We start from the raw sequence: 24818 nt of genomic DNA on the forward strand, positions 1-24818 counted from the left end.
AATAATTAGTATTAAAATATTTGTTAAGTAATCAAAAAAATTTGTTGAGAACGTTTTTTAATCTTAACAACCCTCTCACCAAAGGATGCGTCAAATGAAAACAGTTGAATATAATTTTTATGTTGAAGATATGAGCTGCGCATCATGCGTTAGTCGTGTTGAAAAGGCGATTAAAAAGGTTGATGGAGTAATTGATGTTAGCGTGAATCTAGCGACTGAAAAAGCAACCGTTAAAGCAAATTCAAATGTTAATTTAGCAACACTGATGTCAGCGGTAGACAAAGCAGGTTATCATGCGGTGAAAATGACGGATCAGCAAACGCATGCAAAAGATACTGAAAAACAAGCATCACTTTGGCCGATTGTGGTGTCCATTTTATTCGCTATTCCTTTTGTTTTACCAATGTTATTAGAGCCATTTGGTTTCCATTTAATGATGCCTGCATGGTTACAATTTATTCTGGCTTCGATTGTTCAATTCGGTCTTGGTGCTAAATTTTACCGAAGTGGTTTTAGTGCTTTAAAAGCTTTCACTGGTAATATGGATTTATTAGTGGCTATAGGTACCAGTGCAGCTTATGGTTTATCGTTATATCAATTAATTACAGGGCATTATGATCATCTCTATTTCGAATCATCTGTTGTAATTATAACTTTAATCTTAGTGGGTAAATGGTTAGAGTCAAGAGCGAAACATCAAACCACACAAGCGATCGAAGCACTTTCAGCATTAAGACCTGAAGTCGCTTTAGTCAGACAAGGGGATCACGAAATTAGTTTACCGATTAGCCAAGTTAAAGTGAACGATATTGTCGTGATTAAACCCGGTGAACGTATTCCAGTTGACGGTATTATTATGGAAGGCACATCCAGTAGTGATGAATCGATGTTAACCGGAGAAAGTTTTCCAGTTAATAAAACTGTTAATGATGTGGTCACGGGTGGTACCATTAATGGTGAAGGACTGATAATCGTCAAAACTACCACTATCCAATCTGATTCAAAACTGTCTAAAATTATTGAAATGGTCGAATCTGCACAGGCTAAAAAAGCACCTATTCAGCGAATTGTCGATCGTATCAGCGCAATTTTTGTCCCAGTCATTTTGATCATTGCTTTGATTACCTTATTGGCTTGGGGAATTATTTATCATGATTGGCAACAAGCATTACTTCATGCCGTTGCTGTATTGGTGATTGCTTGCCCATGTGCTTTAGGATTGGCAACACCCACAGCGATTATGGTTGGCACGGGTGTGGCTGCACGTCAAGGTATTTTGATTAAAGATGCTGAAGCTTTAGAAACATTGCATAATGTTAACACTGTCGCATTTGATAAAACAGGCACCTTAACAGAAGGTAAACCTGACTTGGTGGAAATCGATGTCGTTGGAACTGAAACACCCGATCAGATTTTGTCACTTGCTGCATCGATGCAAGCAGGTAGTGAACATCCATTAGCAAAAGCTATGTTATCTAAAGCTAAACAGTATGATTATGCGAAAAATATCACATCAGTAACAGGATCGGGCGTCATGGCAACGATTGATAATACCGAATACTATTTAGGAAGTTTGCGTTGGATGAAATCGTTAAACGCCTATTTTGTAAACATGGATGATAAAATAGATGAGCTAACCAGTAAAGGGTACACTATTTCATTTTTGGCTAAACAACAAGCTGAAGATAGTGTCGTGATACTTGCTTTATTTGGCTTTGCTGATGTGATTAAACCTGAAGCGAGAAATGCAATTGATGCATTACATCAATTGCATGTTAATACTGTCATGCTAACTGGTGATAATCAACAAGCGGCAAATTATGTGGGTCAACAATTAAACTTAGATAAAGTGATAGCTGAAGTGTTACCCCAAGATAAAGCCAACTATATTTATCAATTGCAAAAAGAGAGCCATACCAACACCAATAATCAAGTAGCAATGGTAGGGGATGGCATTAATGATGCGCCAGCGTTGGCTGCCGCTGATATCGGCATTGCCATGGGAACAGGTACTGATGTGGCAATGCATACGGCAAGTATTACCTTAATGCGAGGTAATTTATACCTTATCGCTGATGCTATTGATATTTCTCGTCGAACATATAATAAGATCAAACAAAACTTATTTTGGGCGTTTTTCTATAATTTAATTGGTATTCCATTAGCGACATTTGGTTTTTTAAACCCAATGATTGCTGGCGCTGCTATGGCTTTAAGTAGTGTTAGTGTGGTGACTAATGCATTATTACTAAAACGCTGGAAGCCAAGAGCAGAAGCAAAATAAAATTAGCTTGTTAACCTTTAACTTAAGGGGCAATGGATGGTGTCCCTTAATGATTTGATAGCTGATTGATAATGAGCAAGTGGCTTATTTCCTAAGTGACACGAAAATCAATTTGTGATCCTTTTCCTTGCTCAGTCACAAACACACCGACAGCGCAAATAAGTTGTTCATTATAATATATCAAAGGGATGCGTGTTCGCATCCAAGGTGGAATATGGTGTTCTTGCCATAGTTTTTTGATTGCTCTTGAGCCTTGACGATTAACGATTTGAAGTTGTCCTTGAGCATGAAAGCGTACGGTAACATGTTCGTCTCTGTTCGGTAGACGACACGTTAAATCATCTTGATAAAGAGCATGTAACTCACCGATATGATCAGGTAAAACTAAAGGCGAAGTCAGATCCCAATTTATGACTTGTTGTTCAGTATCTTTATAGAGTGGCAATAGATAAAGTAAATTTTGATAACGGCGAATTTGCTTATGGTGTAAAACGAATTGCGGATTAGCATCGTTCTTTGCTTGAACAACGGTTTGCCAAATAAGTGCTAGTTGTTTTTGGCTAGGCATCATAACGTGTTGATGTCGTAGCCACATGCGTAAAATGGCATTGCGTTTATATTCTGAATAATCGCGTAATGGCGACAAGCGTAGCTGACCTTGCTGGGTTAATACTTGATGAAAATCGTTAAGTAACAGCTCGTTAATTAAAGCTTCTTGTTGTTGGCAAAGCGATGCACTTCGGGCAACCATTTGTGAAAACTGAGGCCAACGTTGATCAATAATTGGCAAAACATTTAATCTAAGAAAATTGCGATCATAATGGTCATCTTGATTACTTTCATCTTCTATCCAAGTTAATTGATGCCAATTAGCATACGCTTCTATTTGTTTACGTGAAATAGTGAGTAACGGTCGAAGGTGTTGATGGCTTTCAACGGGCATGGCTGATAATCCAGACGGGCCACTTCCTCTTTTTAAAGCTAACAAAAACGTTTCGCATTGGTCATCAAGATGTTGTGCTGTGCATAGCATTTCATCGCTTTTCAAATGACGATAAATTGCTTGATAACGAGCATTTCGAGCTTGTTCTTCAATATTGCCTGCCGAGATATCAAGCTTAACCTTTTCAATAATAAAAGGGATTTCCCATTGTTGGCATTGTTGTTGGCAATGGCTTGCCCAATTATCTGCATTTTGACTTAAACCATGATGAATATAAATGGCTCGTACTGCTAAATCAGCTTGTTGCTGTTTCAATTTGACTAGTGCATGTAACAATACACTTGAATCAACCCCGCCACTATAAGCTACCAATAGCTTACGGTGTTTTTTTAAACATGTTGAAATGGTCTGTGTGATGGTTTGATCAATCATTACTTGACTTTGATTATCCATGTTTTTCCTGATTATACTAAGCTTTGTAGTGCATTTGCTTTATGATTATGCTGATTGATTCTTTCTAAACCAGCAGCAAGATCCGCAATTAAATCTTCAGGATCTTCAAGACCGATATGTAATCGGATGAGTGTGCCTGTAAAACTAATACCCGAAACAGGTCTAATTTTAGCTAGTTCTTCCGGTTGATTGGCTAAAATTAATGACTCAAATCCGCCCCATGAATAAGCCATAGAGAAATGGGTTAAATTATCCAGAAAATCGGAAAGTTGAACATCACTTAGGCGATCATGAAGTATAAAAGAAAATAGTCCACTTGCTCCCGTAAAATCACGCTTAAAAAATTCATGTCCTTTGCAACTTTCTAATGCTGGGTGATTCACTGTTGCAACTTGCGGGTGATTAGCCAACCATTTTGCTATTTTTAATCCACTTTCATGATGTTGTTTTAATCTGATAGCTAAGGTGCGTAACCCTCGTGCTGCCATATAAGCCGTATCGGCATCGCACATTTGTCCCATTAAATAAGAACGTTCTCGTAGTCTATCCCAGCATCTTTCATTAGCAACCGCGGTACCTAACATTGCATCAGAATGACCAATTAAATATTTTGTGCCTGCCTGAATTGAGATATCAATATCATGATCTAAGGCTTTAAATAATACACCAGCAGCCCAAGTTGTATCCATCATAATAATAATATCAGGATTTACATGGCGAATTGCTTTTACAATGGCAGGCACATCATGCACTTCCATGGTAATTGAGCTTGGCGATTCTAAAAATACGACTTTGGTATTCGGTTTAATATGGTTAGTGATATAGCGACCAACTAAAGGTGAAAAGTAATCGGTTTCGACGCCAAGATCCTTTAAAATATGATTACAAAATTCTTGAGTTGGTTCGTAGCTGGCTTCGGATACAAGGATATGATCCCCTGTTTTTACAAAAGCTAAAATGGCATTAGCAATTGCAGCTGCACCACATGGATAAAGATAACATCCGGCTCCGCCTTCAATTTCAATCATGGCATCTTGAAGTGAAAAGTGGGTTAATGTGCCTCGGCGTCCATAGAATAGTGCCCCTTTGGCTCGATTTTCTGTTGCTTCTTTTTTTGCAGCGACAGTATCGAAGACTAATGAAGAAGCACGCTGAATTACCGAATTTACAGCGCCTTGGGTATAGCGTTTTTTGCGACCAGCATTCACTAATTTGGTTTGTAATGACATGATGTATCCTTAGCTATCTGAGAAATTTTAATAACAGTTAGCATAGCATGCTGTTAAAATAGTAAAAAATAATTTTTATGAATACTGGCTTTTCAATTATGCTAATCGTCCAACTTGCCAATTTAAATACGGCGACAATTAATTATGCGTTGTTATCAGAGCAAATTATCAACGATGCCAATCAGATGAATGGGCAACGTAAAAAACAGTTTTTAATTTGTCGTTCGATATTAGCAGATTTGCTTAATCAGTATTGCCATTGCTCTACCTTGCCAACAATCGTAATCGGTGAAAATAGTCGCCCATGTTTTTTAGATCAAACTCTTCCCGATTTTAATATCAGCCATAGCCAAGATAGGGTAGCTGTCGCGATATCTTTAAACGGTAAAGTAGGTTTAGATATTGAACTTGCTCGCCAGCGTAAACACTATTTAAAAGTAGCAGAAAACTTTTTTGATAATGATGAATATCAATGGATGATAGCGCAAACCGATACATTATCGGCTTTTTGGCAACTATGGACGTTAAAAGAGTCTGCTTTAAAGCTGTATGCGAAAGGTGTTTGGCAAATGAAATCTGTTAAAATTGACCTTAATCACCAATTGATTCATGCTCCTTTTGCAAGTCATTTTTATTATCAATATCAGCAGGTTGACGATGTCCATTTGGCGGTCAATAGTAGTGTGCCAATAACAAGGTTTATCTTACAACGTTAAAGGCGCTAATCTGCCACATAAAAAATGTAGCAGATTAATATGTTGAATTAATTAATCGTTAGTTGTTAATAAACCTGATTCACTTAACGTTTTGTTAAAATCTTTATCCATAAAGAATAGATCACGCTTATTTTCACCGACCAATTCGAGTTTATCGACAATGCTTTTGAAGAGTTTTTCTTCTTCATGTTGTTCAGAAACATACCATTGTAAAAAGTTAAATGTCGAAAAATCTTTCTGTGTTAACGCATAATCAACTAGCGCATTAATTGCTTTGGTAATTTTAAGTTCGTGCTGATAAGCCACTTTAAATAATTCAAGTAAAGAAGGATATTGTGATTCAGGGGCTTCAATTTTGCCAATTAAAGCTAAGGAGCCACAATCTAAAACATAATCAAATAAACGCTCCATATGTTGGCGTTCTTCACCCGCATGATCTCTTAAAAACTTTCCGAAAGATGGAAAATTTTGGTCATCACACCAAGCACTCATTTGTAGGTACAGATTTGAAGAGTAAAACTCTAAATTTAATTGCTCATTAAGCTTTTTGACCATTTGATCAGTTAACATTTTTATTTCCTCACATTGCTATTTTATGACTTCACATTTCAATCGATAACATCGTTGATGTGATTATTATTTAAGTATAGATTAACTATCTATATCATTGATATTGTCTAAATTAGATAAAGGTCTTGAAGTACCTTTCTTTTGTTATTATCTAATTGATATTCCTGAGCTAACCAATTATCAATAGTCTGATAACGCTGTTTAATTGCCGTTATTGCGGCGGTTAGGTATGCTTCTTTAGCAGCAAAAATCACTTTTTGATTTTCAAGTTCGGTTGCCGTTAATTGGTTTTTATTCTGATTAAGAATGGTGTCACGAAAATCTTTTAATAATTGTTCGGTAAGTAAATAGTCTTGCATGACAACGTCTTCACTCACGCCTAATGCAAACAGTGTTAAAGCGACACCAATGCCCGTTCTATCCTTGCCGACAGCACAATGCTGAACTAAGGGTTGCCCATTACCATTTAATAAAATGTCAGTAAGTTTTTGATAAGCAGGATTATTGAAAGGTAATAATTGATAAAGTTTGATCATAAAATCAAAGGGTGACGTTTTTTTAATGGTAAAAATATCATCTTCAATTTCTGAGGTTAAACTGGCTGTCACTTCATCACTTAATGGATTTGCCGGAACATTAATATAGTTGGCATGACGCCATAAATTGTCGGGATAACGATTGATTTCGTTCGGATCTCGATAGTCTAAAATGTAGTGTAATTTTAATTCATTCGCTAAGAAGTCTTTTTCTTGTTCGCTAATACGTGAAAATTCACCTGCACGATATAATTTTCCTTTACGTATTTGACGTCCATCTTGTGTTTTAATTCCACCTAAATCACGAAAATTAATTCCATTTTTTATTGGTACAGCAGATGTCATAACGAATCCTTATTTATTCTTAACCTGCTTGCTATATTAGCATGTTTCTGATTAGAATTAAGCCATTGTTTTATTTTTATCAATAATTGGAGTTCTGCTTATGTCGATGTTATCTATTTTACTTTCTGAAAAACCTGCACCCTCGCAATGGGGTAAAGATGCACTACTGAGTTTTTCAGATGAATCAATTACCATTCATTATAAAACTGAGCATCGTTTAGGGGCAATTCAACGTGCAGGGCGTAAACTCGATAATCAAGGTATTAAATCGGTTAAACTTAGTGGTCAAGGATGGGATTTAGAAGCTTGTTGGCATTTTTGGTTGGGTTATCGTAATGCAAAAAACAACAATAAAGTCACTTGGGCAAAGCTGGATAGGAAAGATAAAGCAGAATTAACACATCGTCTGACCATTATTGATTGGTGTCGAGATATTGTTAACCAGCAAGCGGAAACATTGAGCCCACTTGAATTAGCTACGCAAAGTGCCAAACTCATCAGTCAATATTCGACAGACGTAACATACAAAATTATTTCAGGCGAAGCATTAAAAGAGCATGATTATATGGGGATCTATACTGTTGGTAAAGGCTCAGATAGACCGGCAGCGCTACTTGAACTTGATTATAATCCGGGTAAAAATCCAACAACACCGATTACTGCTTGTTTAGTGGGTAAAGGGATCACATTTGATTCTGGTGGTTATAGTTTAAAACCAAGTAGTTTTATGGAGTCGATGCGCTCAGATATGGGCGGAGCAGCGCTAGTCGCTGGTGCATTAGCGCTTGCTATTGCACGAGGCATAAATCACCGTATTAAACTTTATCTATGTTGTGCAGATAACTTAGTGAGTGGTAGCGCTTTTAAACTCGGGGATATTATTTGTTATCGTAATGGTAAAACAGTTGAAATTGATAATACCGATGCTGAAGGTCGTTTAGTGTTAGCCGATGGGTTAATTTGTGCCGATAATGATAAACCACATTATATTATCGATTGTGCAACATTGACGGGTGCAGCAAAAATTGCGGTGGGTAATGATTATCAATCACTACTTTCATTTGATGATAAATTTGCTCAATTGTTATTGGCAAGTAGCGATATTGAGCATGAAGCATTTTGGCGTTTACCGTTAGCCGAATTTCATCGCTCTCAATTTCCTTCATCATTTGCAGACATGTCCAATTCTGGATTACCTAACACAGCAGGGGCAAGTACTGCAGCGGCATTTTTATCACATTTTATTAAAAATTATCAGCAAAACTGGTTACATATCGATTGCTCAGCCACTTTCCGTAAAAGTGCAACTGCATTATGGGCAACAGGAGCAACAGGTGTTGGGGTAAGAACTATCGCTAACTTATTAAGTAAATTGAAATAAGATTAATATTTGTTTCAGGGGTGATTTATTTGTCGAAGTTTAAGTAAATGTGTTTAAAATTCGAATAATAATTAAGATAAATCATCTAACTGAAACAGATTAGATAATTAAAAAGAGTATCATAAAAATTAATAAAAAAAGAAGTTATATTAATTAGTTTATATGTTCGTAAACAACTCAATGATGGATTGTTATTAAATAATAATATCCATTAATTCAAATAAATAAGTTTAATAATTCTTAATAATTTTCCTAAATACTTTTATGACTAATATTCATAAAATACAAAAAAATAGATGTTTATTTTTTTGAATAAGATAGGAAAATTATGAAAAAGTTATTATTTATTGTATTAACCTCTTTATATTCATCATCTATCTATGCAATTCAATGTCATGTACCTAATGAACAAGAGGAATATGAAGAAATTATTGAAATTTGTAATGAAGAAGCTGAACAAGGTTTAGTTGATGCACAATATAATTTGGCTGTTTTGTATGATAAGAGCGATAAGGGTGATGAATATAAAAAGAAAGCCGCTTATTGGTATCAAAAGGCAGCAGAACAAGGTGATGTTGATGCACAGTTCAATTTAGCTCTTATGTATGATGAGGGAGAAGGCGTTGAAAAGGATAAGAAAAAAGCGATATATTGGTATCAAAAAGCAGCTGATCAAAATGATCCCGATGCGTTGAATAATCTTGGTGCTATGTACTATTATGGTGAAGGAGTTGAAGAAGATAGAGCATTAGCAGATAAGTACTTTAAACAAGCTTGCGACCTTGGAACAAAAGAAGGATGTGAAAATTATAGCAAATAGTCATGGTAGTTTGGTTAAACTGCCTATAAGATTTAGGCAGTTTAGTGATTAGCTGTAAATTTTTATTCTGATTCAACCATTACGATAGCTTTTTTGATATAGATTGGTTCAACAGGAACATCTTGATAAGGTCCCATTCGCTTAGTGGGCACATTTACAATTTTATCTACAATATCCATTCCTTTTATCACTTTGCCAAACACAGCATAACCATAATCTCCGGATGGATCATGATTAAGAAAATTGTTATCGACTACGTTAATAAAAAATTGACTCGTCGCGCTGTCAATGACGTTTGTTCTTGCCATTGCTATCGTACCTCGATCGTTTTTTAATCCATTATTGGCTTCATTTTTGATAGGAGCATTAGTTTCTTTAAGTTTTAATTGATTATTGAATCCACCCCCTTGAATCATAAAACCAGGTATGACTCGATGGAATATAAGATTTTCATAAAAACCTTTGTTGACATAATCAAGAAAGTTTTTAGAAGTTATTGGTGCATGTTCGTTGTCTAATTCAAGCTCAATATCTCCCATACTTGTTTGTAATAAAACTTTTGTATCTGCTAAAGCAATAAAAGATAGTGAAGATAGAAACACTGCTGTAAGTAACGTAATGATTTTTTTCATTATATTCATTCCTTAATCCATTTGTGTGCTGATTATACCGAATATTAAATTAATTTAAATAGTAATTATGCAAAATTCGTAAAATTTCTGGGGTGTCGATCGCAGTTTTGTTTATTTAATATTAATCAAAACATTAAACAATATAATGTTAATGAGTTTAAATGACATTTTGGGTTGTTGGAATCATTACCGATCTATATAGCTAAATAATATTGTTTTAAAAGGTAATTATCTGAATTTATCTTTAATTATTTATCAAGTAAACATTAAATTTTATTCATTAGATTATAACTTTTGTTTAGGGATTGAGAAATTATGCGTTGTTTATTATGTAATATGCCATTATATCTGGCAACTCATGGCGTTTGTAGTCAATGTATAAAAAATTTACCACAGCAAAATAAGGTATGTCATCAGTGTAGTTTACCTCATTCACTTACAACAGAGCGCTGTTATCGATGCATTGAACATAAACCAAATTGGGATATGCTAATTTCAACTAGCGAATATATTAATCCGTTGAAAAAATTAATTCATCAGCTTAAATTTTATCGAAAGGCAGAATTAGCTTTAGCTTTGGCGAGGTTAATGTTTTTGGCATGGTACAAAAGGCGATTATCAGAAGGTATTATTATTCCTGATTTGGTTACCTGTGTTCCGTTACATCATGTTCGGTATTGGTCTCGAGGATTTAATCAAGCAGAATTATTAGCAAAACCAATTGCAAAATGGATTAATCGCGATTTTGTTCCTTATTTACTTGTTCGAAGACAACGAGCTATAGATCAAAAAACTTTGTCACTTAAAGATCGTGTTAAAAATGTTGAAACACTTTATTTGTGTCGACAAAATCTTTCAAACAAATCGGTGTTGCTTATCGATGATATTGTAACAACGGGAAATACGATTAATGCAATTAGTCAGCAACTAAAAAAATGTGGGGCAACCTATATTCAAGTTATTTGTTTATGTCGAACAGTATTGTAAAATTGTAAACAGTCCCTATAATAACCAACATAGTTAGTCAACTATTATAACAAATCAATTAGGTAGTTTATTACCTAATTGCATCAAAAGTGAGGGGTTATGTCTATTATTACTATTTCTGAATCAGCTCAGCAACATTTCAAAAAACTACTAGCTAATCAACCACAAGATACACAAATCCGTGTCTTTGTCATGAATCCTGGTACGCCAAGTGCAGAGTGTGGTGTTTCCTATTGTCCTGCTGATACTGTAGAAGATAGTGATATAGAAGAAAAGTTTGCAGATTTTTCGGTATACATTGATGAAATGAGTGCACCATTTTTAGAAGAAACCGTTATCGATTATGTTACTGATGAATTAGGTTCGCAATTGACGTTAAAAGCGCCAAATTCCAAAATGAGAAAAGTCAGCGATGATGCACCTTTAATTGAACGCGTTAATTATACGATCCAAACTCAAATTAATCCTCAACTTGCCAGTCATGGCGGGATGGTAAGTTTAATTGAACTAACGGAAGACAATTATGTTGTACTTCAATTTGGAGGTGGATGTAATGGTTGTTCAATGGTTGATTATACGTTGAAAGAAGGAATTGAAAAACAATTATTAATGGAATTTCCTGAATTAGCAGGCGTTAAAGATGTGACTGAGCATCAAGCAGGAACACACTCTTTTTGTTAAGAAAAACTAAATAATTTGGATTTAAATCTTGCTTATTGCTAAGATTAAGTCATAATCGCATGATGTCTGCCAGTTCACTTTATGATGGGGTTTTATGAATCAAGTCAGCATTATTTCAGATCTTATCGTTTGGATTGAAAAAAATCTGGAGCAGCCTTTGTCTATTGATCATGTTGCTCAAAAATCAGGTTATTCAAAGTGGCATTTACAACGTATGTTTAAAGAGGTAACCGGTCAGGTACTTGGTACTTACATTCGTCATCGTAGGTTAACTTATGCTGCACTTTCTTTACGAATGACGAGTAAGCCGATTTTAGATATTGCCATGCAATATCGTTTTGATTCTCAGCAAACATTTACCCGTTCTTTTAAAAAACAGTTCAATGAAACCCCAGCAAGTTATCGACGTGCTGAATTTTGGGATCCAACTGGATTGACACCTGCAATCGAGCTTAATAAAACCCAGCTTACACTTCCTGAACCTACATTTGTTAATATGCCAAAACAGACATTTTGGGGTATTACTTATAAGAATAACTGTAATTTAAGTAAATTATTAGAGGAAGAAAATAAATTACGCAGTCAATTTTTTCATAATTATCTTTCCCGCTATACTCACAAAAATGAAATTTTGCCAGATAAGATTTATGCCTTTAACCGAATCTTGAAAAGCAAAGAAAATGCTAATGAACAAGAATTACTCTACACTATAGCGTTAGAACACAATAATCAACTTGAATATATAGAACAATTTGTTAGTGATGGTGGTTTGTATCTTTGTTTTAAATATATTGGAAGACCAGAAAATTTTAAAGATTTTATTTCTCAAGTTCATTTAGCTGCGATGCCTGCTTTAAAAGTTCATTTACGTTCTGGATGTCTAATCGAAATTCACCATAACCGCGATAAAAATACGGTTGAAACTGCTAAGGATATTCAACGAATGGAATGTGATTATTGCGTCCCTGTTGCTACAGAAAATGATGTTCTTATGAAGCAAAATTCGTAGCCATTTCAAATCTTAACCGAAACAAAACTTGCAACTAATTTATAATAAAATAAAGCTATTGCTATTTTAATAATGTTTTTTCTAACCATGTTTTAAATTTTGGAGATGCTTCTTTTAAGCTATTTGAACCTCGTGTCACAGTTGCAATTCCAATACCTAATTGTTCTTTAAGTTGTCTTTGATTAATTGAACCGTCAAGTAATGAATGAATTATCTTAACCCGAGTTATTAAAGCATCACGTTCGTCTACTGTTAAGAGCAATTTAAATATATCAAGGGAATAGCCATCTTTAAATGCTTGATGTAATAATTCTACCGTTTGTTTCCATTCTTGAGTTTTCATCATGCTCACCATTAATATTTTCTGTTAATCTCATTAGAAGTAAGAATATTATGATTTTTTTGACCTAATATATTTTGAAAAATATAATCATAAACCAAAACATTTTTAACATAGTTACGTGTCTCAGTAAAAGGAATGCTATCAATAAAAGCTACTGCATCAAGTTTTCCGTTACTATTTTTAAGCCAATTTTTAACTCGATTCGGGCCTGCATTGTAAGCGGCTGAAGCTAAAATACGGTTGTTACCATTTTGTTGATAAACATTATTGAGAAAATATGTTCCGAGTTCAATATTAGTTATAGGTTCAAATAATTGATTTGAAGAATAATAACTAACCGAACTGACTTTTTTGGACGTTTCTTTGGCTGTAGCAGGCATTAATTGCATTAGACCTTTTGCTCCAGCAGGTGATTGTACACGCGTATCCATTGCACTTTCTTGACGTGAAATTGCTAAGGCATAAGAAAGTGGTATTGCTTTTCCTTTTAGCGCATTAACATATATTTCTTTATACATGATTGGTAGACGTTCTGTCCAGTTATTCCAAAGCTTTCCAGAAATAGTTGCTTGAATACTTAAGTCTCCCCAGCCTTTTTGAAAAGCATATTTGGCTAAATCTAGGTAATCATCTGATTCATTTATATTATTTAACATATATCGCCATTCACGGCTTGATTCTGATAACATTTTCCAAAAACGTAGTTCATTGATACGTTTTATAACAGGCAGATTATCATATTTTGTTTTTAATTTAGAAATTTCTGATTTTGAACTTTTAGTTGATTGGTTATTAAGAGAATAGGGTTGATTAAGCATTTGAGCGCTGACCATACCATAAAAGCCACGATTAGCAGATAATTTTTTGAAAATAGCATTAGCTTCATTTTTTTTCTTATTGTTTAAATATACGCGTGCTTGCCAATATTGCCAATCCTCTTTTAATTTATCTTCTGACGTTAATTTTGATAACCAATAGGCAATTTCTTTAAAATTATTTTCATCAATCGCAAAACGAATGCGTTTTTCAACTAATGATGTGTCATGATATTTGGCAATATAATCATCACGCCATTTTATTTGTTCATTTGTCGCAGAATCATTAAAAAACCTATTTGCTAAATACTTTTGTAATGCAATGAGTTCGACTTCACTAAAATGTTGTTGTTTTTCAAGTTTAGGTAACAACAGTTGAGCAAAATTCATATCTGCTTTAACTAAACGGGGAAAAGAAGCTAAAACAATGTTTTTAGTAAAATTACTTCTTTTAATATTTTTTGAAAAATCTTCCAATTTTTTCGGGTCATCAATTAGCGCATTCAAATTATTTTTAGTTGTTTTATAGTCAGCATTTAGGAGGTTTGTTAGATAACGTGCTAGTTTTAAATTGTTAGCCTTAATAGCCAGTTCAATGCGTAATAAAATCAAATTAGCGGTTTGTTTTCCTGCTTTAGTCCATTCATTGAGTAATGGATCACATGCAGAAGGTAATTCATTACCTGTAAGCCATAATGATTCGACTGTATCAAAAACAGATTGATTCTTTCCTTGTTTTAATAAAGCATATTGATAGCGACAATTTGATGATGTTGAGTTATCGATTGGAAAATGGATAATTGCGTTCCAATCTTGACGATTAGTTAACTCAGCTAAAAAAGATTGAGATAATGAAGCCGTTAAAGGAAAATCATTATAATGGTTAACAAATTCACGGACTGCTTGAGGTGAAATTGATTTAATATTTTTTTGAAAATATTGTACTGCTGCATAGGGATATAGAGGATAATCTTCCAACGAATTAAGTAATGCAGATTGTTCATTAAAATTTAACGATTGATAGGAATTTAGCCATTTTTTATATTTATCTCTCAAATCCTGTTGAGTAGTAATTGCAATTACATGGTTAGTAAAAAGTAATCCTACTATCAAAATATAACGTGCTAATGATTTCATCCCTTTGCTCCTATAACTAGTTGCTTATTAGATTATCATATTTCAGTATAATTCGTCGATGATGAACTTTTTTGAGTAAAAACCTCTCTGATAGAATAGGTCAATAAAAATAATAAAATAAATCCCACTAAAATAGTCAACTAAATACTTGACTAAAATAAACGGATATATACAATACCTCTAATATATAGAGGAGCATGATTAATGAAATTGACATCAAAAGGAAGATATGCAGTAACTGCAATGTTGGATGTGGCGTTACATTCCAATTCAGGCCCCGTATCTCTTGCTGATATTTCAGAACGTCAAGAAATCTCACTTTCTTATCTTGAACAACTGTTTGCCCGTTTACGGAAAAATGGATTAGTCTCAAGTGTTCGAGGTCCTGGTGGTGGTTATGTACTTAGTCGTAGTATGGATCAAATAGCTATCAGTTCTATTGTTAAAGCAGTTGATGAAACTGTACACGCAACAAAGTGCCATGGTCTCGACGGATGTCAAGGTGGTGTTAGATGTTTAACTCATACGTTATGGAATGACTTAAGTGAACGAATTGATGACTTTTTAACAAGTATTACATTAAGTGAATTAGTTAATAATAAAGAAGTCAAAGCTGTTGCTAGTAGACAAAGCAATATCAAACACACCAGCATTAATTAATAAATTGAATACAGAATTTGTCATTAGGAGTCATTAATGAAACTACCTATTTATATGGATTATGCTGCAACTACGCCAGTAGATCCTAGAGTTGCTGAAAAAATGATGCAGTATTTAACTCTAGACGGCGTTTTTGGTAATCCCGCATCTCGTTCACATAAATTTGGTTGGCAAGCAGAAGAAGCGGTTGATATTGCACGAAATCAAATAGCCGATCTTATCGGTGCCGATTCACGAGAAATTGTTTTTACTTCTGGCGCGACTGAAGCGGACAATCTAGCCATTAAAGGTGCAGCACACTTTAATCAGGCTAAAGGTAAACATATTATTACGTGTAAAACTGAACATAAAGCCGTGCTTGATACTTGTCGCCAACTAGAACGAGAAGGTTATGAAGTAACGTATTTAGCACCTGAATCTGATGGAATATTAGATTTAAACAAACTCGCAGCAGCAATGCGTAGTGATACGACAGTGGTGTCTATCATGCATGTCAATAATGAGACAGGCGTCATACAAGATATCGAAAAAATTGGTGAAATGTGTCGTGAAAGAGGCATTGTTTTCCACGTGGATGCAACCCAAGCTGTTGGTAAATTACCGATTGATGTAACCAAATTGAAAGTAGACTTGATGTCTTTTTCAGGTCATAAAATCTATGGTCCAAAAGGTATCGGTGGGCTGTATGTAAGACGTAAACCACGTGTTCGTATCGAAGCCCAAATGCATGGTGGTGGTCATGAACGAGGCATGCGCTCTGGAACGCTACCTGTGCACCAAATTGTTGGTATGGGTGAAGCATATCGGATAGCAAAAGAAGAAATGGCTACTGAAATGCCACGTCTATTGGCACTCAAAAATCGGTTATGGAATGGTTTAAAAGATATAGAAGAAGTTTATCTAAATGGATCTTTAGAACACAGCGCACCAAATATTTTAAATGTCAGTTTTGCTTATATTGAAGGTGAATCGTTAATGATGGCATTAAAAGATTTGGCTGTATCTTCTGGCTCTGCCTGTACGTCAGCGAGTTTAGAACCTTCTTATGTATTGCGGGCACTAGGCCTCAATGATGAATTAGCACATAGCTCTATCCGTTTTTCACTAGGTCGATTTAGTACTGAAGAAGAAGTGGATTATGTCATTGAGTTAATCAAAAACTCTATTGATAAATTAAGAAACTTATCTCCACTTTGGGAAATGTTTAAAGATGGTGTTGATTTATCAAAAATAAAATGGTCAGCCCATTAAAATTAGGAGTAAATTATGGCATACAGTGAAAAAGTAGTCGATCATTACGAAAACCCTCGCAATGTCGGATCGTTCGATCAAAACGATCCGAATGTTGGTAGTGGTATGGTTGGTGCACCAGCCTGTGGCGATGTCATGCGACTTCAAATTAAAGTGAATGATGATGGCATTATTGAAGATGCGAAATTTAAAACTTATGGCTGTGGTAGCGCAATTGCTTCAAGTTCGTTAGTTACCGAATGGATTAAAGGTAAATCTTTAGATGAAGCACAAGCAATAAAAAATACGGATATTGCTAAAGAACTCGCTTTACCGCCAGTTAAAATTCACTGTTCAATTTTAGCTGAAGATGCAATCAAAGCGGCAATTGATGACTATAAGACTAAAAAAGGGCAAAGTTAATGGCTATTACATTAACCACTAGTGCAGCTGATCGTGTTCAAGCTTTTTTAACTAATCGTGGAAAAGGCATCGGTCTAAGATTAGGCGTTAAAACATCTGGTTGTTCGGGTATGGCTTATGTTTTAGAGTTTGCTGATACGATTAATGACGATGACAGTGTATTTGAAGACAAAAATGTCAAAGTTATCGTGGATAAAAAAAGCTTAGTCTATATTGATGGCACTGAACTTGATTTTGTTAAAGAAGGATTAAATGAAGGTTTTAAATTCAATAATCCTAATGCGCATAATGAGTGTGGTTGTGGCGAAAGCTTTAATGTTTAACTGAGGCATCAAGCGTGAATAATTATTTTGAGTTATTTCATCTACCTATTCAGTTACCTGTCGATACGCAGCAGTTAACATTACAATATCAACAATTACAAAGACAGTATCACCCTGATAATTTTGCAACGGCATCGGATAGTGAAAAAATGGCGATTATTCAAAAATCAGCCATGATTAATGATGCTTATCAAGTATTAAAAAATCCTATAAAAGCAGCTGAATATTTCCTATCTTTGCAAGGCTTTGATGTGGCAACGGAACAACATATTATTCATGATGCAGATTTTTTAATGGAGCAATTTGTTTTGCGTGAAAAGCTAGATGATATTGAAAGTCAGTCAAACTTTGAACTATTAGATAGCTTTGGGTCTGAAATATCAGGCCGCAAAAAAGATATTTATAATCAATTGTTGAACAATATATCGCAACAAGATTGGCAATCCGCTCTAAATCAAATCTACAAGATTCGTTATCTTACTCGATTAATAGAACAGATCGAAAAGTTACAAGAAAAGCAATATGCTTTATAATTTAAGATAAATAACACATCAAGTAGAGATAAGTTAAATGGCATTATTACAAATTAGTGAACCAGGTCAAACACCAGAACCACATCAACGTCGGATTGCGGTTGGCATTGATTTGGGTACGACCAACTCACTAGTTGCAACCGTTCGAAGCGGTAAATCTGAAGTCCTGCCAGATTTAGAAGGCGATTTTTTATTGCCTTCAGTTGTACATTATGGCGTTGATCATGATGATAATACTATTATCACAATTGGTAAAAATGCTAAAAACAGTGCTACTTCTGATCCAAAAAATACAGTAAGTTCAGTTAAGCGATTAATGGGAAGACGTCTTTCGGATATAGACATATCTCATTTCCCTTATCCATTATCCATGACAGAAAATGGTGTGCCATTACTAAATTTACCGAATCAGCAAGTTAATCCTATACAAGTCTCTGCTGAAATCTTGATTGCTCTAGCAGATCGGGCTAAAGCGAGTTTGAATGGTGAAATCGATGGTGTCGTCATCACCGTTCCCGCCTATTTTGATGATGCTCAACGACAGGCAACAAAAGATGCTGCTAAATTAGCTGGTTTACACGTTTTACGTTTGTTGAATGAACCTACTGCTGCAGCTATCGCTTATGGCCTTGATTCTGGAAAAGAAGGCATAATTGCTGTATATGATTTAGGTGGTGGGACTTTTGATATCTCTATTCTGCGTTTACATAAAGGCGTTTTTGAAGTTCTATCAACAGGGGGAGATTCTGCTCTTGGTGGTGATGACTTCGATCGTTTACTTGCGGAGTATATTAAAAACGAATTAGGGTTGATTAATCATCATGATGCACAGTTGAATCAGAGAATGATTCATCAAGCGGTTGACATTAAAATTGCTCTCAGCCATCAAGATGCTGTCACGGTAACATTTGATAATCAGGTCTTAACTATAACCCGACATCAATTTGAACAACTCATTGAACCGCTAGTTAAACGAACCTTAGCCGTTTGTCGGCGTGCATTAAAAGATGCTGATATTGATATCGATGAAATTGTTGAAGTGGTCATGGTGGGGGGATCTACCCGAATTCCGTTTGTGCGTGAATCGGTCGGTAATTATTTCAAAACAAAACCTTTAACTTCTATCGATCCAGATAAAGTAGTCGCTATTGGGGCTGCCATTCAAGCGGATATTTTAGTGGGTAATAAACCCGATTCTGATATGTTGTTGCTTGATGTAATTCCCTTATCTTTAGGCATCGAAACAATGGGTGAATTGGTTGAAAAAATCATTCCTCGTAATAGCACGATCCCTTGTGCAAGGGCGCAAGAATTTACAACGTTTAAAGATGGTCAGACCGCTATGATGATTCATGTTTTACAAGGTGAACGTGAAAATGTAGCAGATTGTCGATCGTTGGCGCAATTTATCTTACGTGGCATTCCGCCAATGCCTGCTGGTGGCGCACATATTCGTGTCACTTTCCAAGTGGATGCTGATGGATTGCTAAACGTAACGGCAATGGAAAAATCAACAGGTGTTGAAGCTGCAATACAAGTTAAGCCATCTTATGGGCTAACTGATAAAGAAATTGCAACTATGATTCAAGATTCCATCAATTACGCTCAACAAGATAAGCAAACTAGAATGCTTGCTGAACAAAAAGTTGAAGCAGCAAGAGTCCTTGAAAGTTTACAAAATGCATTAGATAAAGATGCTGACTTATTGAATGAGCATCAGCTTAATCAAATTTTAAATGCTAAACATCGTTTACAAGCGGTAAGCGAATCCAATGATATATACGAAATTGAAAAGCAAATTAAAATTGTTGATAACGTGACGCAGGATTTTGCGGCTAAGCGTATGGATAGATCCATTCGTCAAGCTTTAACCGGTCATAAAGTTGATGATATTTAACTAACGAGATTATTATGCCAAAAATTACTTTTTTACCAAATGCTGAACTTTGCCCTGAAGGGAAAACAGTTGAAGCGCAAGAAGGTGAATCTATTTTAGAAGTCGCTTTACGTAACGATATTGAAATTGAGCATGCTTGTGAAATGTCATGTGCTTGTTCAACTTGCCATTGTATTGTCCGTAAAGGTTTTGACTCACTTGAAGAGAGTGATGAACAAGAAGATGATATGTTAGATAAAGCGTGGGGCGTTGAACCACATAGTCGACTAAGTTGTCAGGCTCGTGTTGCCGATGAAGATCTTGAAGTTGAAATTCCAAGATATAGTCTTAATCATGCCAAAGAAGATCATTAGCCTTGTCGCCATCACTTCATGGCGACAGATTCCTCATTATCATCATTTTCTTAAGTAATCACTACAACTTGTTTGATTAGCTTGAAATTTAATCAATAAAAATGGTTTATCATTATTTTTAAGCTGATCAATAAAGCATCTATTATTAATTATTTCTTGCATTAGTTAATAATTTACGTATAATCATCGCCACTTTGTTTGTTGAATTTTTGATAAGCAAATGCGTATGAAGATATAATCCTTATTTAATAATATTGAATTATATCAACAATACTCCCGATCTGGGGGTTACGAAAAGAACGGATTACACTCTCCTGTCAATCGAAACAGGGTAAGAGGAGTAGTCTTTTGTTATAACTTTTAAATAGTGGAGCTCTGGTCTCATGTCGAACCAAAGAATCCGTATCCGGTTAAAAGCGTTTGATCATCGTTTGATTGATCAATCAACTGCTGAAATTGTAGAAACTGCGAAGCGCACTGGTGCGCAAGTTCGTGGTCCTATTCCATTACCGACACGCAAAGAGCGTTTCACCGTATTGATTTCTCCGCACGTTAATAAAGACGCGCGTGATCAATATGAGATTCGTACTCATAAACGTCTAGTTGATATTGTTGAGCCAACTGAAAAAACAGTTGATGCTTTAATGCGCCTAGATCTTGCTGCCGGTGTTGATGTGCAGATCAGTTTAGGTTAATCCTAAGCTGAATGATTGAGAGGTCTAAACAATGATTGGTTTAATCGGTCGTAAAGTAGGAATGACACGAATCTTCACCGAAGAAGGTGTTTCTATTCCTGTCACCGTAGTTGAAGTTCAAAGCAACCGCGTTACTCAAGTTAAAACTTTAGAGAACGATGGTTATCAAGCTATTCAGGTTACTACTGGCAGCAAAAAAGCAAGCCGTGTAAATAAACCTGAAGCAGGTCATTTTGCTAAGGCTGGCGTTGAAGCTGGTCGTGGTCTATGGGAATTCCGTTTTGAAGAAGGCGAATTTACTGTAGGGCAAAGTATTAACGTTGATATTTTCACAGACGTTAAAAAAGTTGATGTTACTGGAACATCTAAAGGTAAAGGTTTTGCTGGCGTAACTAAACGTTGGAACTTCCGTACTCAAGATGCAACTCATGGTAACTCTTTGGCACACCGTGGTCATGGCTCTATCGGTCAAAACCAAACTCCAGGTAAAGTGTTCAAAGGTCGTAAAATGGCAGGTCACCTAGGTAATGAACGTGTAACTGTTCAAAACTTAGATATTGTACGTGTTGATGCTGAACGCAACCTTTTATTAATTAAAGGTGCAGTTCCAGGCGCAATCAATAGTGACGTAATTGTTAAACCGGCAATCAAGGCTTAACGTCGAGGAGATAGAGATGGAATTAGTAGTAAAAGACGCGAAAGCGCTTTCTGTTTCCGAAACTACCTTCGGACGTGAGTTTAATGAAGCGTTAGTTCACCAAGTAGTTGTTGCTTATGCATCTGCTGCTCGTCAAGGCTCACGCGCACAAAAAACTCGTGCAGAAATCGCTGGTTCAGGCAAAAAACCATGGCGTCAAAAAGGCACAGGTCGTGCTCGTTCAGGTTCTATTAAGAGCCCAATCTGGCGTAGTGGTGGTGTAACATTTGCAGCAAAACCACAAGATCATAGCCAAAAAGTTAACCGTAAAATGTATCGTGGTGCATTAAAGAGTATTTTCTCTGAATTAGTGCGTCAAGAGCGTTTAGTTGTGGTTGAAACATTTACTGTTGAAGCACCTAAGACTAAATTATTAACTCAGAAATTAAATGATATGAATCTTAACGATGTCCTTATCATTACAACTGAAGTTGATGAGAATCTTTTCTTAGCAGCACGTAACTTGCATAAAGTTGATGTGCGTGATGTGGCAGGTATTGATCCAGTTAGTTTGATTGCATTTGACAAAGTGGTTATCACTGTTGATGCCGTTAAACAAGTAGAGGAGATGTTAGCATGATTCGTGAAGAGCGTCTGCTTAAAGTCCTGCGAGCACCACATGTTTCTGAAAAAGCATCTATTTCAATGGAAAAAACAAATACATTAGTATTGAAAGTTGCTAAAGATGCTACTAAGAGAGAGATTAAAGCCGCAGTTGAACAACTATTTGAAGTTAAAGTAGATGACGTTAATACACTTGTTGTTAAAGGCAAAGTAAAACGTCGTGGTCAACAAATTGGTCGCCGTAGCGACTGGAAAAAAGCTTACGTAACTTTAGCAGAAGGTCAAAACTTAGACCTTGCTGGCGTCGCTGAGTAATTCGGAGGAGTAAGAACAATGGCAGTTGTTAAGTGTAAACCTACATCTCCGGGTCGTCGCCACGTTGTTAAAGTGGTTAACCCAGAGTTGCATAAAGGTAAGCCTTATGCACCGTTGCTTGATTCAAAAAGCAAAACTGGTGGTCGCAATAATAATGGTCGTATCACTACCCGTCATATCGGTGGTGGTCATAAACAACATTATCGTATTGTTGACTTTAAGCGTAATAAAGATGGTATTCCAGCAGTTGTTGAACGTTTGGAATATGATCCAAACCGTAGTGCAAATATTGCATTGGTTTTATATAAAGACGGTGAACGTCGTTATATTTTAGCGCCTAAAGGCTTAAAAGCAGGTGATCAGATCCAATCTGGTGTTGATGCATCGATTAAAACAGGTAACTGTTTACCAATGCGCAATATTCCAGTCGGTTCTACCGTGCATAACATTGAAATGAAACCAGGTAAAGGCGGACAACTTGCTCGCTCAGCTGGTAGCTATGTTCAAATCGTTGCGCGTGATGGTGCATATGTAACATTACGTCTACGTTCAGGTGAAATGCGTAAAGTATTATCTGATTGTCGTGCCACTATTGGTGAAGTCGGTAATTCAGAACATATGCTTCGCGTACTAGGTAAAGCGGGTGCAACGCGTTGGCGTGGTGTTCGTCCTACTGTTCGTGGTACAGCAATGAACCCGGTAGACCATCCACATGGTGGTGGTGAAGGTCGTAACTTTGGTAAACATCCTGTGTCTCCATGGGGTCAAAAAGCCAAAGGATTGAAAACGCGTAGCAACAAACGTACTGATAAGTATATTGTTCGCCGTCGCAATAAGAAATAATTAATATAGAGGATTAGCTATGCCACGTTCTCTCAAGAAGGGTCCTTTTATTGACCTACACTTGCTGAAGAAGGTAGAGAAAGCGGTGGAAAGCGGGGACAAGAAACCAATTCGTACTTGGTCCCGTCGTTCAACGATCTTTCCTAACATGATCGGTTTGACCATCGCTGTCCATAATGGTCGTCAGCACGTTCCAGTTTATGTTTCCGACGAAATGGTTGGTCATAAATTGGGTGAATTCGCGCCGACTCGTACTTATCGCGGTCACGCTGCGGATAAGAAAGCTAAGAAGAAATAAGTAGGAGAAAGAGATGGAAACAATTGCAAAGTACCGCCACGCTCGTTCTTCTGCACAAAAAGTTCGCTTAGTTGCAGATCTTGTTCGCGGTAAAAAAGTGTCTCAGGCACTTGATATTTTAACGTACACCAATAAAAAAGCGGCTGTACTTGTTAAAAAAGTATTAGAGTCTGCTATTGCTAATGCAGAGCATAACGATGGTGCTGATATTGATGATCTAAAAGTTGCGAAAATTTTCGTAGACGAAGGCCCAACCATGAAGCGTATTATGCCTCGTGCGAAAGGTCGTGCAGATCGAATTTTGAAGCGTACGAGTCACATCACCGTGATCGTCTCAGATCGCTAGGCTGGAGAATAGCAATGGGTCAAAAAGTAAATCCAAATGGTATCCGATTAGGCATTGTCAAGCCTTGGACATCTACATGGTATTCGGGTACAAAGACATTCGCTGATAATTTAGAAAGTGATTTTAGAGTGCGTGAATTCTTAAACAAAGAATTAGCACAAGCGTCAATCTCTAAAATTGTAATCGACCGTTCAGCAGAAACTAACGTTCGCATTACTATTCACACTGCTCGTCCAGGTATCGTGATTGGTAAAAAAGGTGAGGACGTTGAAAAATTACGTAATGCCGTAGCTTCTATTGTCAATAAGTATAAAGACAAAAGAGAAAAACGTGATGTTGCAGTACAAATTAATATTGCTGAAGTTCGTAAACCTGAACTTGATGCAAAATTAGTTGCTGACAGCATTACTTCTCAGTTAGAACGCCGTGTTATGTTCCGTCGTGCAATGAAACGTGCGGTACAAAACGCAATGAAAGCGGGTGCTAAAGGTATCAAAGTTGAAGTAAGTGGTCGTTTAGGCGGCGCTGAAATTGCTCGCTCAGAGTGGTATCGTGAAGGTCGTGTACCTCTACATACACTACGAGCTGACATCGACTACGGAGTGTCTGAAGCATTAACTACCTATGGTATTATTGGTGTTAAAGTGTGGATCTTCAAAGGTGAGATCCTTGGTGGTATGGCTGCCGTTGAACAAGCAGAAAAACAACCTGCTGCTCAACCGAAAAAGCAGCGCAAAGGCCGAAAACAATAAGGAGCGTC

General features: G+C 36.2%; 29 protein-coding genes. 22 read left to right on the forward strand and 7 right to left on the reverse strand.

Annotation, left to right across the window (positions count from 1 at the left end; all coding sequences use genetic code 11):
- Positions 1–94 precede the first annotated feature (94 nt).
- A complete protein-coding gene (locus GYM75_RS00795; RefSeq protein WP_220216324.1) occupies positions 95–2284 on the forward strand; it encodes a cation-translocating P-type ATPase in 2190 nt (729 codons plus the stop codon).
- 91 nt (positions 2285–2375) lie between these two features.
- Here the strand turns inward: GYM75_RS00795 and tilS are convergent, their stop codons facing one another.
- Both tilS and metC read right to left on the reverse strand, forming a co-directional pair.
- Positions 2376–3659 carry a tRNA lysidine(34) synthetase TilS gene (tilS, locus tag GYM75_RS00800; protein WP_370632148.1) on the reverse strand — a complete coding sequence of 428 codons (1284 nt, stop codon included), beginning with the start codon at positions 3657–3659 and terminating at the stop codon, positions 2376–2378.
- A 32-nt stretch (positions 3660–3691) separates the two neighbouring features.
- Positions 3692–4909: a cystathionine beta-lyase gene (metC, locus tag GYM75_RS00805; protein ID WP_220216326.1), complete on the reverse strand. Its 1218-nt coding sequence runs from the start codon at positions 4907–4909 to the stop codon at positions 3692–3694.
- 77 nt (positions 4910–4986) lie between these two features.
- Between metC and GYM75_RS00810 the strand changes: the two genes are divergently transcribed.
- Positions 4987–5625, forward strand: a complete 639-nt coding sequence (locus GYM75_RS00810) for a 4'-phosphopantetheinyl transferase superfamily protein (RefSeq protein WP_220216327.1) — start codon at positions 4987–4989, stop codon at positions 5623–5625.
- 51 nt (positions 5626–5676) lie between these two features.
- Here the strand turns inward: GYM75_RS00810 and ftnA are convergent, their stop codons facing one another.
- Together ftnA and GYM75_RS00820 are read right to left on the reverse strand one after the other, a co-directional pair.
- On the reverse strand, positions 5677–6195 hold the full coding sequence (ftnA, locus tag GYM75_RS00815; protein WP_065558561.1) for a non-heme ferritin: 519 nt from the start codon (positions 6193–6195) through the stop codon (positions 5677–5679).
- 107 nt (positions 6196–6302) lie between these two features.
- Positions 6303–7076, reverse strand: coding sequence for a tyrosine-protein phosphatase (locus GYM75_RS00820; protein ID WP_220216328.1), 774 nt, complete (start codon positions 7074–7076; stop codon positions 6303–6305).
- A 94-nt stretch (positions 7077–7170) separates the two neighbouring features.
- Between GYM75_RS00820 and pepB the strand changes: the two genes are divergently transcribed.
- Complete coding sequence (gene pepB / locus GYM75_RS00825; protein WP_363317391.1) at positions 7171–8457, forward strand: aminopeptidase PepB; 1287 nt, start codon at positions 7171–7173, stop codon at positions 8455–8457.
- Positions 8458–8785: 328 nt separating this feature from the next.
- A complete protein-coding gene (locus GYM75_RS00830; RefSeq protein ID WP_220216330.1) occupies positions 8786–9277 on the forward strand; it encodes a tetratricopeptide repeat protein in 492 nt (163 codons plus the stop codon).
- 62 nt (positions 9278–9339) lie between these two features.
- On the opposite strand, the gene GYM75_RS00835 is transcribed toward GYM75_RS00830, so the two are convergent.
- Entirely contained in the window at positions 9340–9912 is a 573-nt protein-coding gene (locus tag GYM75_RS00835; RefSeq protein WP_220217264.1) for a peptidylprolyl isomerase, read from the reverse strand.
- A 312-nt stretch (positions 9913–10224) separates the two neighbouring features.
- On the opposite strand from GYM75_RS00835, the gene GYM75_RS00840 reads away from it, so the two are divergent.
- The 3 genes from GYM75_RS00840 to robA all read left to right on the forward strand — a co-directional run bounded on the left by GYM75_RS00840 (position 10225) and on the right by robA (position 12586).
- Positions 10225–10896, forward strand: coding sequence for a phosphoribosyltransferase family protein (locus GYM75_RS00840; protein ID WP_220216331.1), 672 nt, complete (start codon positions 10225–10227; stop codon positions 10894–10896).
- 105 nt (positions 10897–11001) lie between these two features.
- Entirely contained in the window at positions 11002–11577 is a 576-nt protein-coding gene (nfuA, locus tag GYM75_RS00845; protein ID WP_065558691.1) for a Fe-S biogenesis protein NfuA, read from the forward strand.
- Between the two features lie 94 nt (positions 11578–11671).
- Positions 11672–12586 (forward strand): MDR efflux pump AcrAB transcriptional activator RobA, encoded by a 915-nt coding sequence (robA, locus tag GYM75_RS00850; protein WP_220216332.1) that lies wholly within the window; start codon positions 11672–11674, stop codon positions 12584–12586.
- Positions 12587–12647: 61 nt separating this feature from the next.
- On the opposite strand, the gene trpR is transcribed toward robA, so the two are convergent.
- Both trpR and sltY read right to left on the reverse strand, forming a co-directional pair.
- Positions 12648–12929, reverse strand: coding sequence for a trp operon repressor (gene trpR, locus GYM75_RS00855; protein ID WP_220216333.1), 282 nt, complete (start codon positions 12927–12929; stop codon positions 12648–12650).
- An 11-nt stretch (positions 12930–12940) separates the two neighbouring features.
- Positions 12941–14881 (reverse strand): murein transglycosylase, encoded by a 1941-nt coding sequence (gene sltY / locus GYM75_RS00860; protein WP_220216334.1) that lies wholly within the window; start codon positions 14879–14881, stop codon positions 12941–12943.
- A 204-nt stretch (positions 14882–15085) separates the two neighbouring features.
- On the opposite strand from sltY, the gene iscR reads away from it, so the two are divergent.
- The 15 genes from iscR to rpsC all read left to right on the forward strand — a co-directional run bounded on the left by iscR (position 15086) and on the right by rpsC (position 24810).
- Positions 15086–15541: a Fe-S cluster assembly transcriptional regulator IscR gene (iscR, locus tag GYM75_RS00865; protein WP_220216335.1), complete on the forward strand. Its 456-nt coding sequence runs from the start codon at positions 15086–15088 to the stop codon at positions 15539–15541.
- Positions 15542–15577: 36 nt separating this feature from the next.
- Positions 15578–16792, forward strand: a complete 1215-nt coding sequence (locus tag GYM75_RS00870) for an IscS subfamily cysteine desulfurase (RefSeq protein ID WP_220216336.1) — start codon at positions 15578–15580, stop codon at positions 16790–16792.
- A gap of 15 nt (positions 16793–16807) precedes the next feature.
- Positions 16808–17194, forward strand: a complete 387-nt coding sequence (gene iscU / locus GYM75_RS00875) for a Fe-S cluster assembly scaffold IscU (RefSeq protein WP_065558572.1) — start codon at positions 16808–16810, stop codon at positions 17192–17194.
- Positions 17194–17517, forward strand: a complete 324-nt coding sequence (iscA, locus tag GYM75_RS00880; protein ID WP_065558573.1) for an iron-sulfur cluster assembly protein IscA — start codon at positions 17194–17196, stop codon at positions 17515–17517. Before iscU ends, iscA begins: the two co-directional genes overlap by 1 nt.
- Before the next feature lie 14 nt (positions 17518–17531).
- Positions 17532–18050, forward strand: coding sequence for a co-chaperone HscB (gene hscB, locus GYM75_RS00885; RefSeq protein WP_220216337.1), 519 nt, complete (start codon positions 17532–17534; stop codon positions 18048–18050).
- A gap of 37 nt (positions 18051–18087) precedes the next feature.
- The gene (hscA, locus tag GYM75_RS00890) at positions 18088–19947 is read left to right on the forward strand and encodes a Fe-S protein assembly chaperone HscA (RefSeq protein ID WP_220216338.1); all 1860 of its coding nucleotides are present in this window, start codon (positions 18088–18090) and stop codon (positions 19945–19947) included.
- 14 nt (positions 19948–19961) lie between these two features.
- Positions 19962–20300, forward strand: coding sequence for an ISC system 2Fe-2S type ferredoxin (gene fdx, locus GYM75_RS00895; protein WP_065558576.1), 339 nt, complete (start codon positions 19962–19964; stop codon positions 20298–20300).
- A 383-nt stretch (positions 20301–20683) separates the two neighbouring features.
- On the forward strand, positions 20684–20995 hold the full coding sequence (rpsJ, locus tag GYM75_RS00900) for a 30S ribosomal protein S10 (RefSeq protein ID WP_006120582.1): 312 nt from the start codon (positions 20684–20686) through the stop codon (positions 20993–20995).
- Between the two features lie 31 nt (positions 20996–21026).
- Positions 21027–21653, forward strand: a complete 627-nt coding sequence (rplC, locus tag GYM75_RS00905; RefSeq protein WP_065558577.1) for a 50S ribosomal protein L3 — start codon at positions 21027–21029, stop codon at positions 21651–21653.
- 16 nt (positions 21654–21669) lie between these two features.
- Complete coding sequence (gene rplD, locus GYM75_RS00910) at positions 21670–22272, forward strand: 50S ribosomal protein L4 (protein ID WP_065558578.1); 603 nt, start codon at positions 21670–21672, stop codon at positions 22270–22272.
- Positions 22269–22571, forward strand: coding sequence for a 50S ribosomal protein L23 (gene rplW / locus GYM75_RS00915; RefSeq protein ID WP_034885052.1), 303 nt, complete (start codon positions 22269–22271; stop codon positions 22569–22571). Before rplD ends, rplW begins: the two co-directional genes overlap by 4 nt.
- 18 nt (positions 22572–22589) lie before the next feature.
- Entirely contained in the window at positions 22590–23414 is an 825-nt protein-coding gene (gene rplB / locus GYM75_RS00920; RefSeq protein ID WP_065558580.1) for a 50S ribosomal protein L2, read from the forward strand.
- Between the two features lie 19 nt (positions 23415–23433).
- Positions 23434–23712 (forward strand): 30S ribosomal protein S19, encoded by a 279-nt coding sequence (gene rpsS / locus GYM75_RS00925; RefSeq protein ID WP_024496505.1) that lies wholly within the window; start codon positions 23434–23436, stop codon positions 23710–23712.
- Positions 23713–23725: 13 nt separating this feature from the next.
- Entirely contained in the window at positions 23726–24058 is a 333-nt protein-coding gene (rplV, locus tag GYM75_RS00930) for a 50S ribosomal protein L22 (protein ID WP_034884235.1), read from the forward strand.
- A gap of 14 nt (positions 24059–24072) precedes the next feature.
- Positions 24073–24810, forward strand: a complete 738-nt coding sequence (rpsC, locus tag GYM75_RS00935) for a 30S ribosomal protein S3 (protein WP_065558582.1) — start codon at positions 24073–24075, stop codon at positions 24808–24810.
- Positions 24811–24818 lie beyond the last annotated feature (8 nt).

Origin of the sequence: Gilliamella sp. ESL0441, from assembly GCF_019469185.1 — a bacterium.
GTDB lineage: Bacteria > Pseudomonadota > Gammaproteobacteria > Enterobacterales > Orbaceae > Gilliamella.

What these genes read in the sequence shown, in the direction of transcription:
- GYM75_RS00795 (WP_220216324.1), top strand. Translation starts at nt 95, where the DNA reads ATGAAAACAGTTGAATATAATTTTTATGTTGAAGATATGAGCTGCGCA.
- tilS (WP_370632148.1), bottom strand. Translation starts at nt 3,659, where the DNA reads ATGATTGATCAAACCATCACACAGACCATTTCAACATGTTTAAAAAAA.
- metC (WP_220216326.1), bottom strand. Translation starts at nt 4,909, where the DNA reads ATGTCATTACAAACCAAATTAGTGAATGCTGGTCGCAAAAAACGCTAT.
- GYM75_RS00810 (WP_220216327.1), top strand. Translation starts at nt 4,987, where the DNA reads ATGAATACTGGCTTTTCAATTATGCTAATCGTCCAACTTGCCAATTTA.
- ftnA (WP_065558561.1), bottom strand. Translation starts at nt 6,195, where the DNA reads ATGTTAACTGATCAAATGGTCAAAAAGCTTAATGAGCAATTAAATTTA.
- GYM75_RS00820 (WP_220216328.1), bottom strand. Translation starts at nt 7,076, where the DNA reads ATGACATCTGCTGTACCAATAAAAAATGGAATTAATTTTCGTGATTTA.
- GYM75_RS00830 (WP_220216330.1), top strand. Translation starts at nt 8,786, where the DNA reads ATGAAAAAGTTATTATTTATTGTATTAACCTCTTTATATTCATCATCT.
- GYM75_RS00840 (WP_220216331.1), top strand. Translation starts at nt 10,225, where the DNA reads ATGCGTTGTTTATTATGTAATATGCCATTATATCTGGCAACTCATGGC.
- robA (WP_220216332.1), top strand. Translation starts at nt 11,672, where the DNA reads ATGAATCAAGTCAGCATTATTTCAGATCTTATCGTTTGGATTGAAAAA.
- trpR (WP_220216333.1), bottom strand. Translation starts at nt 12,929, where the DNA reads ATGAAAACTCAAGAATGGAAACAAACGGTAGAATTATTACATCAAGCA.
- sltY (WP_220216334.1), bottom strand. Translation starts at nt 14,881, where the DNA reads ATGAAATCATTAGCACGTTATATTTTGATAGTAGGATTACTTTTTACT.
- iscR (WP_220216335.1), top strand. Translation starts at nt 15,086, where the DNA reads ATGAAATTGACATCAAAAGGAAGATATGCAGTAACTGCAATGTTGGAT.
- GYM75_RS00870 (WP_220216336.1), top strand. Translation starts at nt 15,578, where the DNA reads ATGAAACTACCTATTTATATGGATTATGCTGCAACTACGCCAGTAGAT.
- iscU (WP_065558572.1), top strand. Translation starts at nt 16,808, where the DNA reads ATGGCATACAGTGAAAAAGTAGTCGATCATTACGAAAACCCTCGCAAT.
- iscA (WP_065558573.1), top strand. Translation starts at nt 17,194, where the DNA reads ATGGCTATTACATTAACCACTAGTGCAGCTGATCGTGTTCAAGCTTTT.
- hscA (WP_220216338.1), top strand. Translation starts at nt 18,088, where the DNA reads ATGGCATTATTACAAATTAGTGAACCAGGTCAAACACCAGAACCACAT.
- fdx (WP_065558576.1), top strand. Translation starts at nt 19,962, where the DNA reads ATGCCAAAAATTACTTTTTTACCAAATGCTGAACTTTGCCCTGAAGGG.
- rpsJ (WP_006120582.1), top strand. Translation starts at nt 20,684, where the DNA reads ATGTCGAACCAAAGAATCCGTATCCGGTTAAAAGCGTTTGATCATCGT.
- rplC (WP_065558577.1), top strand. Translation starts at nt 21,027, where the DNA reads ATGATTGGTTTAATCGGTCGTAAAGTAGGAATGACACGAATCTTCACC.
- rplD (WP_065558578.1), top strand. Translation starts at nt 21,670, where the DNA reads ATGGAATTAGTAGTAAAAGACGCGAAAGCGCTTTCTGTTTCCGAAACT.
- rplW (WP_034885052.1), top strand. Translation starts at nt 22,269, where the DNA reads ATGATTCGTGAAGAGCGTCTGCTTAAAGTCCTGCGAGCACCACATGTT.
- rplB (WP_065558580.1), top strand. Translation starts at nt 22,590, where the DNA reads ATGGCAGTTGTTAAGTGTAAACCTACATCTCCGGGTCGTCGCCACGTT.
- rpsS (WP_024496505.1), top strand. Translation starts at nt 23,434, where the DNA reads ATGCCACGTTCTCTCAAGAAGGGTCCTTTTATTGACCTACACTTGCTG.
- rplV (WP_034884235.1), top strand. Translation starts at nt 23,726, where the DNA reads ATGGAAACAATTGCAAAGTACCGCCACGCTCGTTCTTCTGCACAAAAA.
- rpsC (WP_065558582.1), top strand. Translation starts at nt 24,073, where the DNA reads ATGGGTCAAAAAGTAAATCCAAATGGTATCCGATTAGGCATTGTCAAG.